This is a genomic window from Edaphobacter aggregans DSM 19364 (genome assembly GCF_000745965.1).
Taxonomy (GTDB): domain Bacteria; phylum Acidobacteriota; class Terriglobia; order Terriglobales; family Acidobacteriaceae; genus Edaphobacter; species Edaphobacter aggregans.
In genome coordinates this window covers 1-22922 of the sequence record NZ_JQKI01000086.1, presented here as the reverse complement: position 1 = coordinate 22922, position 22922 = coordinate 1, and the positions used below count along the sequence as shown (strand labels likewise).

The 22922-nt window shown below is 56.6% G+C and carries 21 protein-coding genes; all 21 read left to right on the top strand.

Annotated elements, in window-relative coordinates; genetic code table 11:
- Nucleotides 1–111: 111 nt before the first annotated feature.
- The 21 genes from malQ (at nucleotide 112) to Q363_RS22960 (ending at nucleotide 22798) form a co-directional block, all read left to right on the top strand.
- Nucleotides 112–1665: a 4-alpha-glucanotransferase gene (malQ, locus tag Q363_RS23060; protein ID WP_051979186.1), complete on the top strand. Its 1554-nt coding sequence runs from the start codon at nucleotides 112–114 to the stop codon at nucleotides 1663–1665.
- A 322-nt stretch (nucleotides 1666–1987) separates the two neighbouring features.
- A complete protein-coding gene (gene atpB / locus Q363_RS23055; RefSeq protein ID WP_211256312.1) occupies nucleotides 1988–3016 on the top strand; it encodes a F0F1 ATP synthase subunit A in 1029 nt (342 codons plus the stop codon).
- Between the two features lie 65 nt (nucleotides 3017–3081).
- The gene (locus Q363_RS23050) at nucleotides 3082–3270 is read left to right on the top strand and encodes an ATP synthase F0 subunit C (RefSeq protein WP_035355314.1); all 189 of its coding nucleotides are present in this window, start codon (nucleotides 3082–3084) and stop codon (nucleotides 3268–3270) included.
- A gap of 44 nt (nucleotides 3271–3314) precedes the next feature.
- Nucleotides 3315–3860 carry a F0F1 ATP synthase subunit B gene (locus tag Q363_RS23045; RefSeq protein WP_035355311.1) on the top strand — a complete coding sequence of 182 codons (546 nt, stop codon included), beginning with the start codon at nucleotides 3315–3317 and terminating at the stop codon, nucleotides 3858–3860.
- A gap of 18 nt (nucleotides 3861–3878) precedes the next feature.
- A complete protein-coding gene (locus Q363_RS23040) occupies nucleotides 3879–4310 on the top strand; it encodes a F0F1 ATP synthase subunit delta (RefSeq protein WP_035355308.1) in 432 nt (143 codons plus the stop codon).
- Between the two features lie 44 nt (nucleotides 4311–4354).
- On the top strand, nucleotides 4355–5887 hold the full coding sequence (gene atpA / locus Q363_RS23035; RefSeq protein WP_035355334.1) for a F0F1 ATP synthase subunit alpha: 1533 nt from the start codon (nucleotides 4355–4357) through the stop codon (nucleotides 5885–5887).
- 45 nt (nucleotides 5888–5932) lie between these two features.
- Nucleotides 5933–6796, top strand: coding sequence for an ATP synthase F1 subunit gamma (gene atpG, locus Q363_RS23030; protein WP_035355305.1), 864 nt, complete (start codon nucleotides 5933–5935; stop codon nucleotides 6794–6796).
- Between the two features lie 33 nt (nucleotides 6797–6829).
- The gene (gene atpD / locus Q363_RS23025; RefSeq protein WP_211256311.1) at nucleotides 6830–8236 is read left to right on the top strand and encodes a F0F1 ATP synthase subunit beta; all 1407 of its coding nucleotides are present in this window, start codon (nucleotides 6830–6832) and stop codon (nucleotides 8234–8236) included.
- Between the two features lie 7 nt (nucleotides 8237–8243).
- A complete protein-coding gene (atpC, locus tag Q363_RS23020; RefSeq protein WP_035355300.1) occupies nucleotides 8244–8657 on the top strand; it encodes an ATP synthase F1 subunit epsilon in 414 nt (137 codons plus the stop codon).
- Between the two features lie 389 nt (nucleotides 8658–9046).
- Nucleotides 9047–10681, top strand: a complete 1635-nt coding sequence (locus tag Q363_RS23015; protein WP_035355297.1) for a carbohydrate porin — start codon at nucleotides 9047–9049, stop codon at nucleotides 10679–10681.
- Nucleotides 10682–10734: 53 nt separating this feature from the next.
- A complete protein-coding gene (locus Q363_RS23010; RefSeq protein WP_035355294.1) occupies nucleotides 10735–12051 on the top strand; it encodes a sugar MFS transporter in 1317 nt (438 codons plus the stop codon).
- A 23-nt stretch (nucleotides 12052–12074) separates the two neighbouring features.
- Nucleotides 12075–13085 (top strand): glucokinase, encoded by a 1011-nt coding sequence (gene glk, locus Q363_RS23005; protein ID WP_035355291.1) that lies wholly within the window; start codon nucleotides 12075–12077, stop codon nucleotides 13083–13085.
- A gap of 75 nt (nucleotides 13086–13160) precedes the next feature.
- Nucleotides 13161–13460 (top strand): ROK family protein, encoded by a 300-nt coding sequence (locus Q363_RS43040; RefSeq protein WP_064742709.1) that lies wholly within the window; start codon nucleotides 13161–13163, stop codon nucleotides 13458–13460.
- Between the two features lie 398 nt (nucleotides 13461–13858).
- Entirely contained in the window at nucleotides 13859–15529 is a 1671-nt protein-coding gene (pgi, locus tag Q363_RS22995) for a glucose-6-phosphate isomerase (RefSeq protein WP_035355331.1), read from the top strand.
- Entirely contained in the window at nucleotides 15526–16458 is a 933-nt protein-coding gene (locus Q363_RS22990; protein ID WP_035355289.1) for a 2-deoxy-5-keto-D-gluconate 6-phosphate aldolase domain-containing protein, read from the top strand. Before pgi ends, Q363_RS22990 begins: the two co-directional genes overlap by 4 nt.
- Nucleotides 16459–16478: 20 nt before the next feature.
- On the top strand, nucleotides 16479–17192 hold the full coding sequence (gene rpe, locus Q363_RS22985; RefSeq protein ID WP_211256310.1) for a ribulose-phosphate 3-epimerase: 714 nt from the start codon (nucleotides 16479–16481) through the stop codon (nucleotides 17190–17192).
- A 94-nt stretch (nucleotides 17193–17286) separates the two neighbouring features.
- A complete protein-coding gene (gene thiC / locus Q363_RS22980) occupies nucleotides 17287–19131 on the top strand; it encodes a phosphomethylpyrimidine synthase ThiC (RefSeq protein WP_035355287.1) in 1845 nt (614 codons plus the stop codon).
- Entirely contained in the window at nucleotides 19128–20210 is a 1083-nt protein-coding gene (gene thiO / locus Q363_RS22975; protein WP_064742708.1) for a glycine oxidase ThiO, read from the top strand. The genes thiC and thiO overlap by 4 nt, the downstream gene beginning before the upstream one ends.
- A gap of 21 nt (nucleotides 20211–20231) precedes the next feature.
- Nucleotides 20232–20429, top strand: coding sequence for a sulfur carrier protein ThiS (gene thiS, locus Q363_RS22970; protein WP_035355284.1), 198 nt, complete (start codon nucleotides 20232–20234; stop codon nucleotides 20427–20429).
- Nucleotides 20398–21282 (top strand): thiazole synthase, encoded by an 885-nt coding sequence (locus tag Q363_RS22965; RefSeq protein ID WP_245632403.1) that lies wholly within the window; start codon nucleotides 20398–20400, stop codon nucleotides 21280–21282. The genes thiS and Q363_RS22965 overlap by 32 nt, the downstream gene beginning before the upstream one ends.
- An 82-nt stretch (nucleotides 21283–21364) precedes the next feature.
- Complete coding sequence (locus Q363_RS22960; protein ID WP_211256309.1) at nucleotides 21365–22798, top strand: alpha-amylase family glycosyl hydrolase; 1434 nt, start codon at nucleotides 21365–21367, stop codon at nucleotides 22796–22798.
- Nucleotides 22799–22922: the final 124 nt, after the last annotated feature.

The window sequence follows — 22922 nt, the reverse complement described above, 5'->3', positions numbered from 1 at the left end:
TATCTACAAGATTTATGCCGAGAGCTTCGAGAGCGAGACACATCTGAACAGGATCGTCAGTGAGGCTCAGGAGATCGTCAATAGTGCTCTGGGTTCCGTGGGTACTGGGCAATGACGCAGGCCAGTGGAGAAGTGCGGCTCCCTCCCTTTGCACCTCGATACCGTGCCTCAGGCCTGCTGCTGCATGTTACATCTCTACCCAGCCCGTACGGCGTTGGCGATCTCGGGCCCTCAGCTCTTTCCTGGATCGATGATCTTCATCAAGCCGGCCAACAGTGGTGGCAGGCGTTGCCGGTTGGTCCAACCGGCTATGGGAACTCACCCTATCAGTCATTATCTTCCTTTGCAGGAAATGCCCTGATCATTAGTCCTGAATGTCTCATCTCGGATGGGCTGTTGCAGGCGAGCGATTGTGAGACGGACTTCCCTGCGAACATGGTGGACTACGACCGCGTCGCGCCATTCAAAAACCGCTTGATCGAAAAGGCGTGGACGAACTTTAGAGCCGGGGAACGCAGCGATTTGCGCGTTCCCTTCGAAGAGTTCTGCGCTGAAAGCGCAGGTTGGCTTGAGGATTATGCGTTATTCCGAGCTCTAAAACTCAAATACAGAGGCTCCTATTACCTGGAGTGGCCTGCAGAGTTAGTTCGGCGCAGACCGGATGCTCTTGCAGATGCGCGGCGAGAGCTGGCGAGTCAAGTCGACCAGGTTCGCTTTGGGCAGTTCCTGCTCGTCCGGCAGGCTGACAGATTGAAGGAATACGCTCACAGCAAGGGCGTAGCTCTGATCGGCGACCTGCCTTTCTTTGTGTCCCCGGATTCGAGCGACGTGTGGGCTAACCCTGAATGGTTTCTCCTGGATGAACATCGTCGTCCAAGATTCGTTGCTGGAGTTCCTCCGGATTACTTCAGTGCGCAAGGCCAATTGTGGGGCAATCCTGTCTACAACTGGGATGCTCTTCGTTCGACCGAATATCGCTGGTGCATCGACCGGTTGCGTGCGCTGCTGGCGCATGTGGATTTGATCCGGCTGGATCACTTCCGCGGCTTCGCAGCTGCCTGGCATGTCCCAGCCGGAGCGCCCACGGCGCAGTCCGGGCAGTGGGTGCCGGGTCCGGGCGCCGCCTTATTCCAAGCCGTGCAAACTGAGTTAGGTCATCTCCCGTTCATTGCCGAAGATCTCGGTGTGATTACGCCCGATGTGCAAGCAATGCGCGATCAATTCCGCGTGCCCGGGACTCGAATCCTGCAGTTCGCCTTCGATGGCCATCCTGACAACCCATATCTGCCGAATAATTTCCTCCACAACACCGTCGTTTTCACCGGCACGCACGACAATGCCACGACTCGCGAGTGGTACGAAGAACTACCCGGCTATCAGCGGCAAAATCTGTGGAGTTACCTTAAGCGTGCTCCGGGCGAGAGTCAAGAAGCAGCGCCGGCATTGATAGACCTGGCGTGGTCGTCGTCGGCAGCATTGGCGATGGCTCCATTGCAAGATCTGCTCAATTTGGGCAGTGAAACTCGTATGAACGTGCCTGGTCGTGTCGACGGAAACTGGCGCTGGCGCTGCACCGAAGACATGCTGTCGCTCCCGGCATTTGAGTGGTTGCGTGAACTGACAGAAACGTCGCATCGATCGCCGGCTTCGAATCGATCCGCATAAGTGGCCATCGGCCGCCTTCAGCACGAAATCCTTCCTCATATGATGGTGCTTCCACTGTGATGCGCTCGAACCAGCGTCTTTCGTGCTCGCGGTTGCGATTGTTCGTCTACCTGCCATCTGACAAATTCTCGTCGTTCGCCAATTGGCAGGACAGTCCTGCATCGCGAATCTTCGACGAGCGAAGTCGCCCTAAGTCTCGCTCCAGCGATACTTGCCTCGACTACAGGCGTACCTGCTCGGAATGGAATCCAGAATGCACTTAGGAAGGGCAACAGTCCTTGCGAGACATATAAAAGGACTGTTCAAGGAGGCCGAGGATCGGATGCTGACGATACCACTCAAGCTGTTTAGCGCACCCGAAGCGTCCTCGGTGTTAATTCAATCCACCGCTCCACTTTCCTGCGAGCGCGCCTCGATTTGCCCTGGATTCAGAACGAAGCTGATAGCGCTGCTCTTTGCCGCTGTGTTTATCTGCTCAGCCCCTCATCACGCCCTGGCCATGAACGCCGGACAGACTGCACCGGCTTCTTCCACGCCTCACCTGGAGGAACAGGGTCCGTCGCCAAAAGCCGTAGAGATCGCCAGGCCGTTTGGCTTCCCAATCACCAATTCCATGGTCGCCTGCTGGATAGTTGCCGTGGGCCTCATCCTTTTTGCTCAGGTCGCTACGCGACATATGAACCTGATGCCCAGTGGTATCCAGAATTTTTGGGAATGGCTGGTGGAAGGGTTGTACACATCTCTCGAAGGCATCATCGGTTCGCATCTCGTCAAGCGGACGTTCTGGTTTTTCGCGAGCGTTTTCATCTTCATTCTCACCGCGAACTGGTTGGGCCTGGTCCCCGGCGTAGGCACGATCGGTTGGGGACACCGCGGCTCCCATGGCTTCATCATCGAGAACCCGTTGTTCCGGGGCGCCAATGCCGACGTCAACCTGACGTTTGCCATGGCGTTGGTCTTCTTCGCCTGCTGGTTCATTTGGGCGCTACAGGAAATCGGTCCACTCGGATTTCTCAAAGAGTTATTTTCGCCCAAAGGCGATACGAGCGGCCCTATGAAATTCATCATGGTGGTCGTGTTCTTTGCCTCTGGCTGCCTTGAAATTATCTCTATCCTGTTCCGGCCGGTCTCGCTTAGTTTTCGCCTCTACGGTAATACCTTCGCTGGGGAAAACATGCTGGATACCATGTCCACGCTGGTTCCCCGCCTGGGCTGGCTGTTGCCGATTCCGTTTTATTTTCTTGAGTTGCTGGTAGGCCTGGTTCAAGCGCTAGTGTTCATGTTGCTGACTGCTGTCTTCACACTGTTGATTTGCCAACACGAGGAAGAGCCTGCGGCGGCACAGGGTTAATTTTCAAGCTTCGCCGGTTCGCATTCAACTTGCGAGCCGGCGGGAAAGAAAAGGGGAAAGTCATTATGAGCGGAAGCATCCATGTAGGCCTGGCGGCGCTGGGAGCCGCGATTGGCGTCGGTCTAATCGGCATGAAAGCGTCGGAAGCGGTAGGCCGCAATCCCGACGCCTCTACGAAGGTGCTGGTGCAGTCAATCCTGGCCATCGCCTTTGCCGAAGCGATTGTGTTCTACGCCTTATTCCTGGTCCGGTAGAAAACTTCGGGCCCACAAGAGTTCACAAACACGAGAGACAAGCTATGAATCCTCTGATTTTGCTGGCGGCTGCAGAAAACGGCGGGCAGATCCAACAGATTGCCCAGACCTTCGGCGTGGACTGGCCTCACCTGGCTGCTCAGATCGTCAGCTTCTCCATTGTCTGCTTTCTCCTTCAAAGGTTCGCCTACAAGCCGGTCCTGAAGATGTTGGAGGATCGGCGCAGGCAGATTGAGGAAGGAATCGCGAATACAAAAAAAATAGCCGACAACCTGGCTCAAGCCGAGGCGCGCCGCCAAGAAATGTTGACGCAGACGAATGAACAGATAACGAAGCTGATTGAAGAGGCCCGCGCCTCTGCCGCCCGGGTGAAGGACGAAGAGACACAGAAGGCCATCGCCGCCGCGGAACAGATCCTGTCCAAAGCGCGCGAGGCCGCACAGCAGGACTACTCCAGGATGCTGGCCGATCTGAAGCGGGAACTGGGTCGATTGGTCGTGCAGGCAACAACCACAGTCACGGGCAAGATTCTTACACCAGAAGATCAGCGGCGGCTGGACGAAGAGACCGCCGCGCAAATTGCAGCTTAGCGAAAGCGGATTCCGATCATGAGCATGACCAGAAAGCAGGCGATGCGCGAAGCCCGGCAACTTTTCCGTCTGTGCTTCGTGAACGGAAGGTTGGATGAGGGCCGCGTCCTCAAGGTGGTGCAGTCTGTCATCCAGTGCAGGCGCCGCGGTTACTTGGCGCTACTCGGATACTTCCGGCGACTGGTGAAGCTCGACTGCGCCCAACATACGGCCAAGGTCGAGAGTGCAGAGCCGGTGGCGGAGGATTTGCGAACCCATATTCAGGCCGATCTCGAGCGCGCGTATGGTCCGGGGCTCGCTACGCGGTTTGTACTCAACCCGGAATTGATCGGCGGCATGCGCGTTCAGGTGGGCAGCGATGTCTATGACAGAAGCGTGCAGGCTGGAATTGCCGAATTGAAGAAGAGATTTGGCATCATCAGCACAAACGGAAGAACTCCACAGATTTGACGGCGTCTGAGCGTGACTCTATCGCCAATCAGGGTGAAGGTTATATGGCTGATCTACTGAAGGAAATCGAAGCTCAAATCGAGGGAGTCAAGGCGACGACAGCCCGGCAGAATGTGGGTGTCATCCGCGAGATCGGAGACGGTGTCGCTCGAGTGGAAGGGCTAACCGATGCAATGCTCAACGAAATGCTCGACCTCGGTCAAGGGATAACCGGACTAGCGCTGAACCTTGAGGAGACTGAAGTCGGAGTAATTATCCTCGGCGACTACACAAAGCTAGAGGAAGGCGGCGAGGTTCGCACGACCGGCAATCTATTGCAAGTCCCGGTAGGCAGAGGTCTGTTAGGGCGCGTTGTGAACACGCTCGGAGAACCCGTCGACGGCAAAGGCCCTGTAACCAGCGACGCCACTTATCCGGTGGAGAAGCTTGCGCCTGGCATTATCCGGCGCCGTCCCGTCACTCAGCCAGTGCAGACCGGCATCATGGCTATTGACGCGATGATTCCCATTGGCCGAGGCCAGCGGGAATTGATCATCGGCGATCGGTCAACCGGTAAGACAACGATTTGTATCGACACCATCATCAGCCAGGCTCGACTCAATCGAGCGGCTGAAGCTGCCGGCGACAAAGACTACCGTCCGTTGTACTGCATCTACGTTGCGATCGGCCAGAAACAATCGAACATCGCGCGGATCATTACCGTTCTTGAACAAGCTGGGGCATTGCCCTACACCATCATTGTTGCTTCCCCCGCTTCTGATTCGGCCACCAATCAGTACCTAGCGCCTTTCGCGGGGGCGGCGATAGGTGAGTGGTTCATGGATAACGGCATGGACGCTTTAATCGTCTTTGACGATCTGTCCAAGCACGCAGTGGCCTACCGTCAGGTGTCACTGGTCCTGAAGCGGCCGTCAGGCCGTGAAGCGTATCCGGGCGACGTGTTTTACCTTCACAGCCGTTTGCTCGAGCGTGCGGCCCGTGTCGGCGAAAAATACGGCAACGGTTCGCTGACTGCTCTGCCCATCATTGAAACCCAGGCGGGCGACGTTTCCGCCTACATCCCCACCAACGTCATTTCGATCACCGACGGACAGATTTACCTTGAGACCGATCTTTTCTATCAGGGCGTCCGACCCGCCATCAACGTCGGCCTCTCGGTATCACGAGTCGGTTCGGACGCGCAGCTGAAGGCCATGAAGCAAGTTGCCGGACAGCTGAAGGGCGACCTCGCGCAATTTCGGGAACTGGCGGCATTCGCGCAATTCGGCTCCGAGCTTGATGCTAAGACGCAGGCGCAGATCGACCGTGGCAAACGCATCGTTGAGATTTTCAATCAGCCCCAATACAGCCCGATTCCCGTCGAAGTCCAGGTGGCAACCATCTGGGTGATCCAGAACGGTTATACGGACGCTGTGCCGCTGGAGCGCGTGAAGGAGTTCCAAAAGAAGCTAGTCGATTTTCTCAGCACGCGCAAAGCTGAATTGCTGCAGAAGATCGCGAGCGAGAAGAAACTAAGCGAGGCCCTGACGTCGGAGTTGAAGGCGGCGGCCGATCAGTTCAAAGAGACTTGGAAATGAGCAACGACGCCAGTCCACCGAATGTCATCATCGGGAGCATGAAGTATGCATAGTCCACGCGAATTGCGTCGCCGGATCCATTCCATTAGCAACACCTCGCAGATCACTAGGGCGATGCAGATGGTTGCGGCATCGAAACTGCGGAAAGCCCAAGAGCGGGCCCTTGCCGGCCGTCCGTTTGTACAGCTCCTGTATCGCATTCAGCGTGAAGCGACGACGCACATGGGCGATTTCACTCATCCCCTGCTCGAAAAACGGGAGGTGAAGAAGCGTGCCGTCGTCCTGATCGGCGCGGATAAAGGCCTGTGCGGAGCGCTCAATAGCAATCTGTTCCGGCTGGCTGCGGAGTTCGACCCCAGGACAACCGTCTTTATTACAGCAGGCAGAAAAGCCGCGCAGTTCGTGGCCCGCACACATCGCCAGTCAGCTGCCGAGTTCGAATACGCGGACAGCCCGCGTTATCCTGAGGCCCGCGCAATTGCCGCCTGCGCCCGCGATCTCTTCCTCAAGCGGGAGGTCGATCAGGTCCAGGTTATGGCTACGCGCTTCGTCAACACGCTCACACAGCAACCCCTCTGTCTTGATTATCTGCCGGTGGGCGAAGTGAAGGGGCTGAAGATTGATGGCCTGCCGCCAGAGGAGGAGAAGGGCGGCCGCACCGAAGCGGTATTCGAGCCAAGCCCCGAGGTTGTGCTGGGCTATCTCCTCTCCCACTACCTCGAAATTTATATCTATCAGGTGCTGCTGAACGCCAAGGCCAGCGAGCAAAGCGCTCGCATGGTCTCGATGAAGAACGCCACGGATAACGCCGACAGTCTGATCGGGACGCTGAACCTCGAATACAACAAGCTTCGGCAAGGCAATATCACAAAGGAATTGCTCGAGATTGCCGGCGGGCAGTCTGATTGAGTGAAATCTCCGGCTAACGGACTTGGACCAGGTGTGCAAATGAATACAGGCAAAATCGTCAAAGTTGTGGGCCCGGTGGTAGATGTGGAATTTCCCGATGCGCTGCCCGGGATCTACAACGCCCTGACCTGCGAGTTCAAGGTCAAGGACCACCCCGTTAAATTGACCCTCGAAGTACAGCAGCACCTCGGAGACAGATGCGTTCGAGCTATCTCAATGTCGGGTACCGAGGGGCTTAAGCGCGGCTATGAAGTCACCGACAATAGAGGACCGATCTCCGTTCCCGTCGGCGAAGGCGTGATGGGCCGCATCTTCGATGTCACCGGCAATCCCGTGGATGAACGGGGTCCGGTCAAGGCTGAGAAGTACTATCCAATTCATCGGCCGGCGCCGTCGCTTGAGGACCAGTCGACATCTCCGCAGGTGCTGGCCACCGGAATCAAAGTGATCGATCTGATTTGCCCATTCCTGAAGGGCGGCAAAGTAGGAGCCTTCGGCGGCGCGGGAGTGGGCAAGACGGTCGTCATCATGGAGCTCATTAACAACGTTGCCAAACTCCATGGCGGCGTGTCTGTATTTGCAGGTGTCGGCGAACGCACGCGCGAAGGAAACGACCTCTACAACCAGATGTGCGACGCGGGCGTCATCAAACCCGACAAGCTGGACGAATCGAAGATCGCATTGATCTACGGACAGATGAACGAACCGCCGGGGGCGCGCCTTCGCGTCGCTCTCTCCGGCCTGGCCATCGCCGAGTACTTCCGCGATGAAAAGAGTCAGGATGTGCTGCTCTTCATCGATAACATCTTCCGCTTCTCCCAGGCGGGCGCCGAAGTTTCGGCGTTGTTGGGCCGCGCCGCGAGCGCCGTAGGATATCAGCCGACGCTCGCAGCCGAAATGGGAGCTCTCCAGGAGCGAATCACGTCGACTAAGCGCGGCTCTATCACATCGTTTCAGGCCGTATATGTTCCCGCCGACGACCTGACCGACCCGGCGCCGGCCACAACCTTTGCGCACCTGGACGCGACCATTGTGCTCGAACGTTCGATTGCCGAACTCGGCATCTATCCGGCCGTCGATCCCCTTGCCTCGACTTCCCGCGCCTTGACGCCTGAAATCGTCGGACAGGAGCACTACGACGTCGCGCGCAACGTTCAGAAGGTTCTCCAGCGCTATAAGGACCTCCAGGACATCATCGCGATTCTCGGCATGGACGAGCTTTCGCCAGAAGACAAGCTCACGGTTGCCCGCGCCCGCAAGGTGCAACGTTTTCTCAGCCAGCCCTTCAGCGTGGCCCAGGTTTTCACCGGCCGGGAGGGCAGACAGGTTCCTGTGGCTGACACCGTCCGCGCCTTCAAGGAAATTCTCGACGGCAAACACGACGACGTTCCAGAAGGAAACTTCTACATGAAGGGCGCCATCGAGGAGACCAAGAGGTGACGTTGCCATGGCGAACACCATAAAGCTCGAAATCGCAACGCCCGATGCCGTGGTCTACTCGAATGACGTAGACATGGTCACACTGCCGGGTGTGGAAGGCCAGATGGGCATCCTGCCCCATCACATCCGGCTCATGACGCAGCTTGTGCCGGGCGAAATGATTGTGCGCAAAGATGGGCGCGAGAATTTGCTGGCGGTCGGGGAGGGCCTTGTCGAGATCACTGGCAACAGTGTGAACATCGTGACCGATATGGCTGTTCCTGCCGACAGTATCGACGAGGCAAAGGCGGAAGAGGCCTGGCAACACGCTGAGGCTCGTCTGCGCGAAAAGATCTCCACCGAGGAAGTTGCTTCCGTTCACGCCGCCCTGGCTCGTTCGCTGGCGCAACTCTCCGTAAGACGTCGACAACGCAAGATCTGAGCGAGTCAAGACATCCCTCTCTCGTCATTATTCGTAATCTGTAGGCGACGCAAACGCTCTCGCGAAGTCGCGCCACGCTCCTTTCCTCGGATCACGCACATCGCTGCGACTGGCTCCAACCGGCGCCCGGGATCACAGCACCCCGGTTCTGCAGACCGGCTGAAATTCCGGTTGTATTCGATCCTCGTCATCTGACGAACGCTTGGCTCCGCACTCCGACCCGCGGAATTAGCTGCCGCGCGCCCATGATTCGTCCTGAGCACTGATTTTACTCATTTTGCCGCCTGCTCCGATTCCCCTTTCCGCGGATTGTGAAGTGGCCATGTGAGTGCTGAATAGAAGTGCGATGCATCCACCGGAGGGCAAAGATCCGATGGCAGGAGTGGACGATGATCCTGGAACCAAGCACCCGCAGGAGCCGCCCCGTTCGGTGGTTCTTTTATGGCATTGCGATGATGTCCTTAGGCGTTTTGCCTGCGCCCGGTCAACAAGCCGATCAGCTCCAAGAACAGCTCAAGCAGCTCAAACAACAGTACGAGACGACTACTCACGAGCTTGAGCAGCGGATCGATACTCTGGAACAGCAAATTGAAAAACAGAAAACCGAAAGAGAGAAACAAACCAAAGAGACACCAAAGGAAGGGACGGTCTTGGCAACGAATCTCGCCGCCCAGCAAGTGGTGAAGGCAGTCATGGGAAACTCAGATCAGGTCGGAGGGAAGTTTCAAGGCCAGCTACCTTCGGAACCGACTTATGACCAGCTTCAAGAAGCAGACATACAGATCGCGAGGCTGCAGAAACAGGTTAGCGCCTTTGAATACCATGGATACTTTCGCTCCGGCTATGGCCTGAACAGCGAGGGTGGGGAACAAGTTGCCTTTCAGGCGCCCGGAGCGGGCGCGAAATATCGCCTCGGGAATGAAGCAGAAACCTACGGGGAATTCATCTTTGTCAACAATTGGATCAATCCAGAGGAAACTTCCGATAAGGCATGGGCTAAGACGGAGGTCATGATCGAGGCGAACACCACGAACTCAGCGACTTATGCGAACTTCCCCAATGGCGTCGGTAACGATCAGTTCCGTCTGCGTGAAGCCTTTGTTCAGGTTGGTAACGTTCTGGAGAGTCAACCGACCGCCAAGTTCTGGGCCGGCCAAAGGTACTACCGCCGCCAACACATTGACCTCAACGACTTCTATCCGCTGGATATGAGCGGCTACGGTGGGGGCGTTGAGGATGTCGATGTTCGCGTCGGCAAGCTGGCTGTGGCGTTCCTGTCCGGGGCGCGGCCCGACATTGTTACCCAAAACGGCGCCCTCGCGAAGAGCAACATCGATGTGCGTCTCTATGGCGTCAAGGGACCTCACCTCTGGGGTGTACCTGAAGGTCTCTGGTCTGGGTGGTTCGATTATGCATGGTCAAAGGGTGGTACATCCTCGGGTGGTACATCCTCAACGATCATACCCACGACAGACGGATACGCCTTCGGGGTGAAACATGAACTCCTGGAGTGGCATGGTGGCTATCACTCGTTTTCCGTCCAGTACGGAACCGGCGCGGCCAGCAATTTCAGTACGTCGATCATTGGCCCAGCACCCTACATCAATCGCTCAGCGCAACTGCTCATCACGGAACAGGTTGTCTATCAACCGAATGACCGGTTCGCCATCATGCCAATATTTGTTTACCAGCAGACCAAAGATGGCAACCCGCAACATCGCTGGAATCAGTGGGAGTCATTTGGCGCCAGGCCGGAAGTGTTTTTCACCAAACATCTCTCGCTTGCAGTGGAGGGAGGTTTCGATCACACAAGCGCGCCCGGTCAGTACGACGGTTGGCTGCGCAAGGTTACCGTAGCGCCACAAATCGGGGTGGGCCGCAAGTTTTTCAGCAGGCCAGTCCTGCGCGCATACCTTACCTACGCGAACTGGTCGGACGGATTCCGCGGTCTGGTAGGCGGTGCGCCATACACGAACAGAACGAATGGGTTGACCTACGGAGTACAGACTGAGATGTGGTGGTAGTTGGAGGCTCTCGGGAGCCGTGTCCCGGCAAAGAACTTCTGAGGAAAAGAACAATGGCAACTCGTGAAATCAATGCTCGCACTAGCCTGTCGCAGGCTATTCAATCTGCGACAGCCACGCAAAATTACTCGCGCCCTTTGGCGATCGTCACCACCCTGTTTTTCATGTGGGGATTTCTTACCTGCCTGAATGACATTCTGATCCCGCACCTGAAGTCAATCTTTGACCTCAGTTATTCCCGGGTTATGTTGATCCAGTTTGCCTTCTTTTCGGCATACTTCTTATTCTCGGTACCTTGGTCAAAGGTCGTGAATACCATCGGCTACAAAACCACCATGGTGGTTGGCCTAGTGACGATGGCTGTTGGAGCATTCCTCTTCCTACCCGCCGCATCCGCTGTTTCCTTCCCCCTGTTTTTGATCGCTCTCCTTGTTCTCGCCGCGGGCATTACCGGGCTCCAGGTGTCGGCCAATCCCTACGTGGATCTGCTCGGTAAACCTGAAACGGCGTCCAGTCGGCTGGATCTAACCCAGGCCTTCAACTCGCTGGGCACCACCATCGCCCCGAAAATCGGGGGACTGCTGATTTTGAGCGGGGCACCATTGGCGATCGACCAGTTACAGCAGCTCACGCCGGAAGCTTTGCACCTGTATCGCGTACAGCAAGCCTCCTCGATCAAGATGCCATATACCGTGATCGGTGTAGCGTTGCTGTTATTGGCAGTGTTGATCGGCGTTTCCAAGTTGCCAAAGATCGAAGCCGCGAATACCGTTTCCGGACAGAAGGCGAACGATTCGATTTGGAAGCACCGCAATCTCCTCCTCGGCGCGCTCGGAATTTTTGCTTATGTGGGCGCGGAGGTTTCCATCGGAAGCTTTCTGGTGAACTATTTCGGCTTGCCCGAGATCGCCGGCTTCTCCGCCAAGACCGCGGCCGGATATGTCTCCTTCTACTGGGGCGGCGCCATGATTGGACGCTTTCTCGGCGCGCCGCTTCTGCAGCGCATCAAGCCCGGATATCTGCTTGCCCTGTGCGCGATTGCCGCCGGAGCGCTCGTCACGGCCTCCATGCTCTTGAGCGGTCACGTCGCCATGTGGACCATTCTCGCCGTCGGGTTCTTCAACTCGATCATGTTCCCCACCATCTTCAGTCTGGGAGAAGCAGAACTCGGCCCTTTGAGCGGAACTGGGTCCGGTCTCCTGACTATGGCTATCGTGGGCGGCGCGGTCCTGCCCGTGATGCAGGGCGCAATTGCCGACCGTGTCGGACTTCATCATGCATTTGTCCTGCCGGTGATCTGCTACCTGTACATCTTGTTCTACGCTCTTCAAGGCTCAAAGCCCAATAGCGAGCGGTACGCAAACGTCTAAGAAGGCAAACCGGAGGAATTAAAATGCTGATTGCGGGCGATATTGGTGGCACGAAAACGGATCTGGCAATTTTCTCTAGCGAAGCGGGCGCGCATGCGCCGTTGGCCGAAGAGAGGGTGCACAGCGCCGATTATCCCTGCTTGCAGGTTATGGTCAAGGAGTTCCTGGCCAAAGCAAAGAAGCCAGTCGATCGTGCGTGCTTTGCCGTGGCCGGGCCGGTGATCAATGGCCGGGTGAAGACGACGAACCTGCCCTGGATCATTGACGAGGACTCGCTCGCGAAGGAGCTGAACCTAAATGTCAACTCGGTCCACCTCATCAACGATCTGGAGGCGATTGCCCGGGCGGTTCCTATCCTGAGACCAAGTGACGTGTGCACTGTCAATCGGGGCGAGCCTGTTGCCGGAGGAACCATTGCGGTAATCGCGCCAGGTACCGGTCTGGGCGAGTCCTTTCTTACCTGGGACGGATCCCGTTACACGGCTCACAGTTCCGAGGGAGGTCATTCAGACTTTGCGCCTACCAACGAGAGACAGATCCACTTACTTGAGTACATGATCAAGTTATTCGACCATGTGAGCTTCGAGCACGTCTGTTCGGGCATCGGCATACCGCATATCTACAGATATCTTCGCGACATCGAACATCTGCCCGAAAAGCCGGATGTAGCTAAGTTGATTGACGCCGCGGTGGATCCTTCCGTCGTGATTATCAGTCAGGCGCTTGACCCTGAGAATCCCAGCAAGTTGTGTGCGACGGCCATCGACTGCTTTGTTTCTATTCTGGGTAGCGAAGCCGGCAATCTCGCAGTCAAGTTCCTGGCAACCGGCGGCGTATATTTGGCGGGCGGTGTGGCTGTGCACACTCTGCCAGTCATCAAGAAGCCCGTTTTCATGGAGCACGTTAAGCGCAAGGGACGCTTCGACAAACTAATGGAGCGAATACCAATTCACGTTATCGTCACTCCGGCGGGGTTAACTGGAGCGGCAGTTTGCGGGCTAGAAGGCTTCGGCCCAGATGCCGTGCTCACTTAAAGACCACGGGAAGCAATGCTCCGTTAGCCCGAAGCAGCCAACTACACGGTTAGTGGATAAAAAGGAAAGGTTCTCATGAAAGTGCTGGTTATCGATGTAGGCGGCACGCACATCAAGGTGCTCGCCAGCGGCGAGCACGAGCCACGGAAGTTCGCTTCAGGTCCCGCGATGACCGCGAAAAAAATGGTTGCTGGAGTGAAGAAGATTACGGCAGATTTGAAATACGACGTTGTCTCGATCGGCTTCCCAGGGCCGGTGCTGCGGAATCGGCCACTTGCCGAACCATGCAATTTGGGGCGAGGGTGGGTTGGGTTCAACTTTAAAAATGCATTTCATTGTCCCGTAAAGCTTGTCAATGATGCAGCCATGCACTAGGCAGCTACAGATCCGGAAAAATGCTGTTTCTAGGATTGGGCACCGGCCTCGGATCAGCTCTAATCGTGGATGGCATCGTCGAACCCATGGAATTAGGTCACCTCCCCTACGAGAAGGGAACTTATGAGAGCTACCTTGGAAACCAGGCTTTGGTAGAGCAGGGTGAGAAGAAGTGGCGCCTGAATGTTGCGGACGTAGTGGCTCGGCTGGCCGCTGCCATCGAGCCTGACGAAGTAGTGCTAGGAGGCGGCAATGTAAAGGAGCTTGATGAACTGCCTCCAAAGTGCCGAGCGGGCGACAATCACAATGCATTCGAAGGAGGGTTCCGCTTATGGGTGCAAGCGCATGAGCACTCTCCAATTCAAGCCGAACTCATCTTAAATGACCCGAGGAGAAAAATGACAAAGGATATAGCAGTACGTACAGCAACAGCGGCCAACAACCCAGCGCCCCGACTCCAGGTGTGGAGGGAACTCGAAGCTCACTTTGAGAAAATCAAGGATTTGCATCTGCGACAGCTTTTTGCAGACGATCCTAAACGCGGCGAGCGCCTATCTGCTGAGGCTCTGGGCCTGCATCTCGACTACTCGAAGAATCGCATTACGGATGAGACTCTCAGCTTGTTGACTAAGTTGGCCCATGTTTCTGGCTTGCAAGAACGAATCGACGCTATGTTTCGCGGGGAAAAAATCAACCTCACGGAAAAGCGAGCGGTGTTGCACACAGCATTGCGCGCACCGCGAAATTTCTCCGTCCTGGTGGACGGCGAAGACGTCGTACCCAAGGTGCATGCCGTGCTCGACCGTATGGGAGCCTTCGCCACACGTGTGCGGACCGGTGAATGGAAGGGTCACACCGGCAAGCGAATTCGGAACGTGATTAACGTTGGGATCGGTGGCTCCGACCTGGGACCGGTAATGGCGTACGAGGCACTGAAGCACTACTCCGACAGAGGAATGACGTTTCGCTTCGTTTCAAACATCGACAGCACGGATTTAGCTGAGGCCGTCCGTGAGCTGGATCCAGCTGAGACGATGTTCGTCATCTCCTCGAAAACGTTCACTACCCTGGAGACGATGACGAATGCTCGATCAGCCAGAGCCTGGTTACTTGCCGGCCTGGGCGGGGACGAAAAGTCCGTGGCGAAACACTTCGTGGCTGTTTCGACGAATGCGTCTGAGGTCTCAAAATTCGGCATTGATACGGCCAACATGTTCGAGTTCTGGGACTGGGTCGGAGGCCGCTACTCGATGTCCTCTGCCATCGGCCTTTCCACAATGGTTGCCATCGGCCCGGATAATTTTCAGGCGATGTTAAGCGGTCTCCATCAGATGGATGAACACTTCCGCACCACTCCCTTCGAGCACAATTTGCCAGTGCTGATGGGGCTTCTGGCGCTCTGGTACAACGATTTCTTTGGAGCGCAAACAGTAGCGGTCTTGCCGTATGAGCAGTACCTCAAGCGTTTCCCCGCGTACCTCCAGCAACTGACGATGGAAAGCAATGGAAAGCACGTCACAGTCGATGGGAAGAGAGTCGCTCAGCCGACAGGCCCAATCTATTGGGGCGAACCGGGAACGAACGGCCAGCACTCTTTTTACCAACTGATTCATCAGGGGACCAGGCTCGTCCCGTGCGACTTCATTGCTTTTTGTCAGCCTCTCAATCCAATTGGCCGGCACCACGATATGCTGTTCGCAAATGTCTGCGCACAAACTGAGGCCCTGGCGTTCGGCAAGACTCTGAAAGAGCTCAAAGCTGAAGACACGCCAGAATGGCTCGCTCCCCATCGCGTATTTGAGGGCAATCGTCCGTCGAATACGATCCTGGCCGAACGACTGACGCCGGAAACGCTGGGCAAATTGGTGGCACTTTACGAACAGTCCGTATTTACGCAGGGCGCAATTTGGAATATCGATTCGTTCGACCAATGGGGCGTCGAGTTGGGAAAAGTTTTGGCTCAGGCCATCATCCCTGAACTTGAGAGCAAAGCAGACCCCAAACTTTCGCACGACAGTTCAACCAACAACCTAATCAGTTATTACCGAAAATCCAAGGAGACCGTATGACTAAGCTCGGCTTTGATAAACCTCTGTACATTTTGCCGTTTGACCACCGGGGCTCATTCCAGCAAAAGATGTTCGGTTGGAACGGCGAATTGAGCTCACAACAAACCGCCGAGATCGCTGCGGCTAAGCGAGTAATCTACGATGCTTTCCGGGAGGCCGTCTCCGGCGGCGTTCCTAAAGAGAAGGCCGGAATTCTCGTGGACGAGCAGTTTGGGGCCGCGATTCTCCGCGATGCAGCGGAGCAAGGCTATGCCACGGCTTGCCCGGCAGAGAAGAGTGGACAAGACGAATTCGACTTCGAATACGGCAAAGATTTTGCCAGACACATTGAAGCCTTTCACCCCACCTTCTGCAAGGTCCTGGTTCGCTATAACCCGGAGGGGGACAAGAGTCTTAACCAGCGCCAGTCGGATCGTCTGAAACGTCTGTCTGACTATCTGCACAACGGTAGAAGTCACAGCCAGTTCATGTTCGAGCTGCTTGTCCCGGCCGAAAAGGGACAGCTCGATCAGCTCAAGGGAGACAAGAGGGCCTACGATTTGGAACTGCGCCCCCGGCTGATGGCGCAAACCATCGAGGAACTCCAGGATGCGCAAGTCGAACCTGATGTGTGGAAGATCGAGGGGCTTGACCGGCGTGAGGACTGCGAGAAGATTGTGGCGTCCGCCCGCCGAGCGGGTCGCGCTGCGGTAGGCTGCATCATCCTTGGCCGTGGTGAGGACGACGCGAAGGTGCGCGAATGGCTGACGGTCGCCGCTGCGGTTCCGGGCTTCATCGGCTTCGCCGTAGGCCGGACCAGCTTCTGGGATCCTCTTGTCAACTGGCGCGCGAATCGGATCACGCGGAAGGCCGCAGTAGAGGAGATTGCCCGCCGCTACAAGGACTTTGTGGAAATATTTGAAACCCGCAATCAATCGGTTCCGGCGTAAGGCAAAGGAAGGACGAGCAGATGGAAAGAGACCTGGTGAAGCTGGCTCCGTCAATCCTGGCGGCTGATTTTGCCCGTCTCGGTGAACAAGTTTCCGAGGCAGAGAACGCTGGGGCCAACAGAATTCACGTCGACGTGATGGATGGCCATTTCGTTCCAAACATCTCGATGGGAGCTCCGATCGTGAAGTCGCTCAGGCGTGTCACTAAGCTTCCACTGGAGGCACACCTGATGATCTCGGCCCCGGACCTTTTCCTTGAAGAATTTGTCGAGGCTGGCTCCGATTCGTTTCTCGTCCACTGGGAGGCTAACAACAACCTGCATCGCACTGTTCGGAGGATCAAGGAACTGGGAAAGGGCGCGGGAGTCGTGATCAATCCGGCAACTCCTGCCCTTGTGCTTGAAGAGATCCTGGTGGAATTGGATCTGGTTGTAGTCATGACCGTCAATCCTGGCTTCGGCCACCAGCATTTCCTGCACAGCACTCTGCCAAAAATCGGACGACTCCGTCAGATGATCGAGCACATAAATCATCGCTGTCAGATTGAGGTGGACGGCGGCGTTGATGAGACCACGGCGCCGTTGGCTCGAGCAGCGGGTGCCGATGTCTTTGTGGCCGGATCATCGATTTTTGGCGACAGCGCAGGAGTGGCGGCTTCTATGAACCGGCTGCGAACCGCTATCGCGAGTGGAAACGGAGCACTGCGTATTTCGCAGGCTGATCTCGACGCGTGATGGCTGCCTGCCACCAATAAGCACGGCGATCTCTGGAAACCCCGGCTGCAAACAGGGCGCAGCTTTATAACTTGTCATTAAACGAGAGGATCAAATGCTTGAAACCGCTACACCCTTCGCCACTATCCATACTCCGTCACCCTTTCCCGCCTCACACAAGCGGTACAACTCCGGCAGCCGCCCTGATATGCGCGTACCCTATCGCGAGATATCTCTTTCACCCACACGGCATGGTGATCGCGTGGAAGAAAATCCCCCTCTTCCGGTTTACGACAGCTCCGGCCCTTATACAGATCCAGAGGCCAATGTCGATCTTGCGCGGGGGCTTCCTGCCTTACGGAGTGCCTGGATCGAAGAGCGCGGAGATACCGAGTGGCTCGCAGGCCCTAATTCGGAGTATGGCCGTCAACGTCGGCGGGACCTGCTGACCATCCCTCTGCAATTTCCTTCGCGGCCCAAGCTTCGCCGTGGGCGCAGCGGTCAGAACGTTAGCCAGATGCACTATGCACGCAAGGGCATCATCACGCCAGAGATGGAGTTCGTTGCCTTGCGCGAGTCGATGCAGTTGGATAGTTTATTGCAGAATCCAGCCTATGCATTGCTCTTGCGCCAGCACCGCGGACAACCTCTAGGCGCGAGGCTTCCTGAGCAGATCACTCCTGAGTTCGTGCGAATGGAAGTGGCTGCGGGCCGCGCAATAATCCCGGCCAACATAAACCACCCTGAACTGGAGCCGATGATTATCGGTCGAAACTTTAAGGTCAAAATCAATGGCAACATTGGAAACTCGGCTGTTACCTCCTCGCTTGCCGAGGAGGTGGACAAGATGGTCTGGGCCATTCACTGGGGCGCCGACACCATCATGGATCTCTCTACTGGCAGACACATTCACGAGACACGGGAGTGGATTCTCCGTAATGCACCCGTACCGATTGGCACTGTTCCCATCTATCAGGCACTCGAAAAAGTGGGCGGACGTGCCGAGGAACTTACCTGGGAGCTAATGCGTGACACGCTCGTTGAGCAGGCTGAGCAGGGGGTCGACTACTTCACGCTGCACGCTGGGGTCCTGTTGCGGTGGATTCCGCTCACCGCCAACCGGCTCACCGGCATCGTTTCGCGCGGCGGCTCTATCATGGCCAAGTGGTGTCTTGCACACCATCAGGAAAGCTTCCTCTACACACACTTCGACGAGATCTGCGAGATCATGAAAGCCTATGATGTGTCCTTCAGTCTTGGCGACGGTCTGCGTCCCGGCTCCGTCTATGATGCAAACGATGAGGCCCAATTCGCCGAGTTGCGAACGCTGGGAGAACTGACAGAACGCGCGTGGAAGCACGACGTGCAAGTGATGATCGAAGGCCCAGGGCACGTACCTATGCAACGCATACAAGAGAATATGGACGAAGAACTGAAGCATTGCTTCGAGGCCCCATTTTATACACTGGGCCCACTCGTCACCGACATCGCTCCCGGATATGACCACATCACTAGCGCCATCGGCGCGGCGCAGATCGGCTGGTATGGAACTGCGATGCTCTGCTATGTAACGCCGAAGGAGCATCTCGGTCTCCCAAATAAGGAGGACGTTCGCGAAGGCATCATCAGCTACAAGATTGCCGCGCATGCCGCGGACCTTGCCAAGGGATGGCCCGGAGCACAGCTGCGCGACAATGCACTCTCGAAGGCGCGCTTCGAGTTTCGCTGGGAAGATCAGTTCAATCTGAGTCTCGATCCGGATCGCGCACGCGAGTATCACGACGAAACGTTGCCTCAGGAAGGGGCCAAGACTGCGCATTTCTGCTCCATGTGCGGACCGAAGTTCTGCTCGATGAAGATCACGGAGGAGATTCGTGAGAAGTACGGCTCAGGTGTGCAGGATGGCATGGCAGAAAAGGCGCGCGAGTTTGCCGAACGAGGTGGTGAGGTCTACCTGTGACATGGCCTGATATTGCAGTCGTTGGCGGTGGCTTACTGGGCCGCTGTCTGGCTTGGCGGGCATCACGTGCTGGGCTTACGGCTGCGCTTTATGATGCTGCCAGCAGCTTAGGAGAGGGCTCCGCCGCCTGGGCGGCCGCCGGGATGATTACTCCGGCAGCAGAAGCCGTCGATGCCGATGCGGAGATCGTAGCTATGGGGCGGCATAGTCTTACCCTATGGCCGCAATGGCTCGACCAGTTGCCGCATCCAGTTTTCTATCGCGACACGGGAACGCTCCTGCTTTGGCACCGCGAGGACGCTGGCGAAGCGCGTCGTTTCAAGAAGATGCTTACAGAGCGCGACGCTCAGGCACAGCTCGTACATGTCGATGCCGCACGGCTGGATGAGTTGGAACCAGCGCTTGGCGCAAGATTTTCACAGGCTCTGCACCTTCCCGGCGAGGCGCAGGTGGACAACCGCGCGCTGCTGGAAGCGGTCGCCGTCGCACTCGAAGAGGCAAATGTGCCGTGCCACTGGCAGACCTTCATTCCGGATGACGCGTTGCCCGATGCGGGGGTTGTCGTGGACTGCCGGGGCATGGGTGCATGCCGCGATTGGCCGCAGCTGCGCGGGGTTCGCGGCGAGATTGCTCGGCTTGATGCGCCTGAGATTGACTTGCGCCACATGCTGCGCCTGCTACACCCACGCTATTCGGTGTACGTGGTGCCACGTGCGGAAGGAAAGCTGGTTGTGGGCGCAACCAGCATCGAAAGTGACGATCGCTCTGCAGTTTCGGTACGTGGTGCGCTTGAGCTGCTTTCCTCTGCGTTTTCCATGTTGCCCGCTCTGGCCGAGGCACGCATTCTCGAATTCGCCACGCAGGTGAGGCCGGCGTTGCCGGATAACCAGCCCGCATTTCAATATGATCGCGAACGGCGCCTACTCCGCATCAATGGCCTTTACCGTCATGGTTTCCTCCTGACGCCCACCGTTGTCGAGGAGGCGTTGGCTGTTTTGTCCGGGCATGGGGAGATGGAGTCTACCGGGCGATGGTCTTGTCTGCGCAGAGTGCACTCCGGCTCGCGCAACCTGCGCTGATGCGCAGGAGGGGAAACACGCATGTCTGTCATCGTGAACGGTCACCCGCAGCCTCTGCCGGAGCCTCCAACACTCGCTGCGCTGCTGCTGCTGCTCTCGCCGTCAACTCCATTCGCGGTGGCCCGCAACGGAGAATTTGTTCCGCGCACAACCTATGAGGAGTGTCGCATCAATCCAGGTGACCAGATTGTTATCGTTCATCCTACAGTGGGAGGCTGAAATGACGAAACGCGAAAATGAAGACCAGCTTACTTTGTACGGGCAGCGTTTTGCAAGCCGCCTGCTACTAGGGACTGCGCGCTACGAATCTCCACGGCAATTAGCGGATGCAATTAGCGTCGGCGATCCCTGCTTGTTGACGGTGTCCTTGAGGCGTCAGCTTCCGGGCGCAAAGGATGCGGGCCGGTCTTTCTGGAATCTGCTCCGCGATACTGGCCGGACAATTCTTCCCAATACTGCGGGGTGTCACGATGTGCGACAGGCCGTGAGCACGGCGTGCATGGCACGAGAGCTATTCGATACCAGCCTCATCAAGCTTGAGGTCATCGGTGACGAAGTGAACTTGCAACCAGATCCATTCCGCCTTGTTGAAGCCGCAACAGAACTTGTGAAACTCGGTTTTCAAGTCCTGCCTTATTGCACTGAGGACTGGGTTCTGTGCAGGCGATTGTTGGATGCTGGCTGTGAGGTGCTGATGCCCTGGGCTGCCCCAATCGGCACTGGTCAAGGACCGCGCAATCCTTCCGCGCTCCGCGAACTGCGCCAGCGTGCGCCGGACATTCCGCTGATCGTCGACGCGGGCCTTGGTCTTCCATCGCATGCATGTCAGGTGATGGAATGGGGTTTCGACGCCGTACTGGTGAATTCTGCGGTTTCGCGCGCAATTGATCCGGTACGCATGGCCGCCTTCTTCTCCGCTGCCGTCAGAGCAGGCCGCGGTGGATATCTGGCTGGACCCATGACCGTGCAGGAGCTTGCCGTACCAAGCACTCCTGAGCTTGGCCGTCCTTTTTCAGCAGATTCATGCATGGGAACAGAGATAGCGCATGGTCCGGTGGGCTTCCAAGATTGAGGGCTGGAAGAAAACGAATGGATGAAGTGGAAGAATTGGATCCCAAGATGATCATCGAAATTAACTGAGTACAGAGGGCAGATTGAAAAATTCAACTCACATGGTGCCGGTCGAATTAGACACTCCAGTCGATGCGGCGCAGCCCAGGTTGGCCACAGCTGTCAAACGCCCAACATGGGCGCAGACCGAGGGTAGCCCGCTGCCGCTTGGTGCCACATGGATCGAAAGGGAGCAGGCTTTCAATTTTGCTGTTCACTCCGAACATGCCGAGAGCGTCACGCTCCTGCTCTATTCAGCTACGGATCTAGTGAACCCTCTCATCGCCTTCCGCTTGGATTTTCTGCGCAACAAGTCGGGGCGGATTTGGCACTGCAGGATGCCCATCAGCGAAATTTCCGAGGCTCGCTATTATGCATATTCAGTATCAGGACCAACCGGGCCTCAACTCTTCAGCTTCGATCCGCAAAAGGTTCTCCTCGACCCGTATGCCAAATGTATTTTCTTTCCACCCGGCTTCGATCGGGAGCTGGCTGCGCGTGAGGGATCAAACGCAGGGAAGGCACCCTTGGGCGTCTTGGCGGCTCACCGCGCAACATTTGAATGGGAAGGAGACCGCTTACAGCATCACGAATTCGATGCGATCGTTTACGAGCTTCACGTGAGGGGATTCACCAGGCATCCCAACTCGGGAATAGATCAACGCCGGGCAGGAACTTATGCAGGACTGGTGGAAAAGATCCCATATCTGAAAGAACTGGGGATCACGATCGTCGAGCTGATGCCGGTTTTTCAGCGTGACCCACAGGAGGCCGATTACTGGGGCTACATGCCTTTGAACTTCTTCGCACCACACGCGCAATATGCGAGTAGCCGTGACGAAGATGAGCAGCATCTTGAATTCCGGAACATGGTGAAGGCCTTGCATCAGGCGTGCATCGGAGTAATCCTCGACGTCGTATACAACCACACCGTCGAGGGCGACCACAGAGGCCCAATCTATAGTTACAAGGGTTTAGACGGCCCAGGCTACTATATGCGGTCCTCCGACCCGGTAAATCCTTACGCAAATTACTCGGGAACCGGCAACACCCTGAATTTCGGCCAGAGTCATGTGCGCAAGATGGTGTTGGACAGCCTCCGCTGCTGGAAGCACGAGATGTATATTGACGGATTTCGCTTTGACCTGGCGTCGGTATTCAGCCGCAACGCGGATGGTTCTCTCAACTGGGGAGAAGCTCCTCTCTTTAGCGAAATTGCCGCTGATCCTGAGTTAGGGCAATTACGTTTAATCGCAGAACCCTGGGACACAGGCGCTTATCAACTTGGGCGTGGATTCCCAGGCCAGAGCTGGCTCCAGTGGAACGGACGTTTTCGCGACGACATTCGCCGCTTCGTCAGAGGCGACGCTGCAATGGTTCCTGACCTGATGCGACGCATCTATGCAGCGATGATTTCTTTCCAGACAGTCGCGGGGACGCCTATCACGCCAGGGGTTACGCATGAAAAATTCCCGTGAGGACCTGGCGCATGTACTGGTTGTTCCAAGCGGCTATTTTTCGTCGTCCGCGCAAGCTGTTCCTTGAGCTATTGTGTCGTCGGACGAGGTTGATGGCGATCTTTCGCAGTAAGGCAAAATTGCG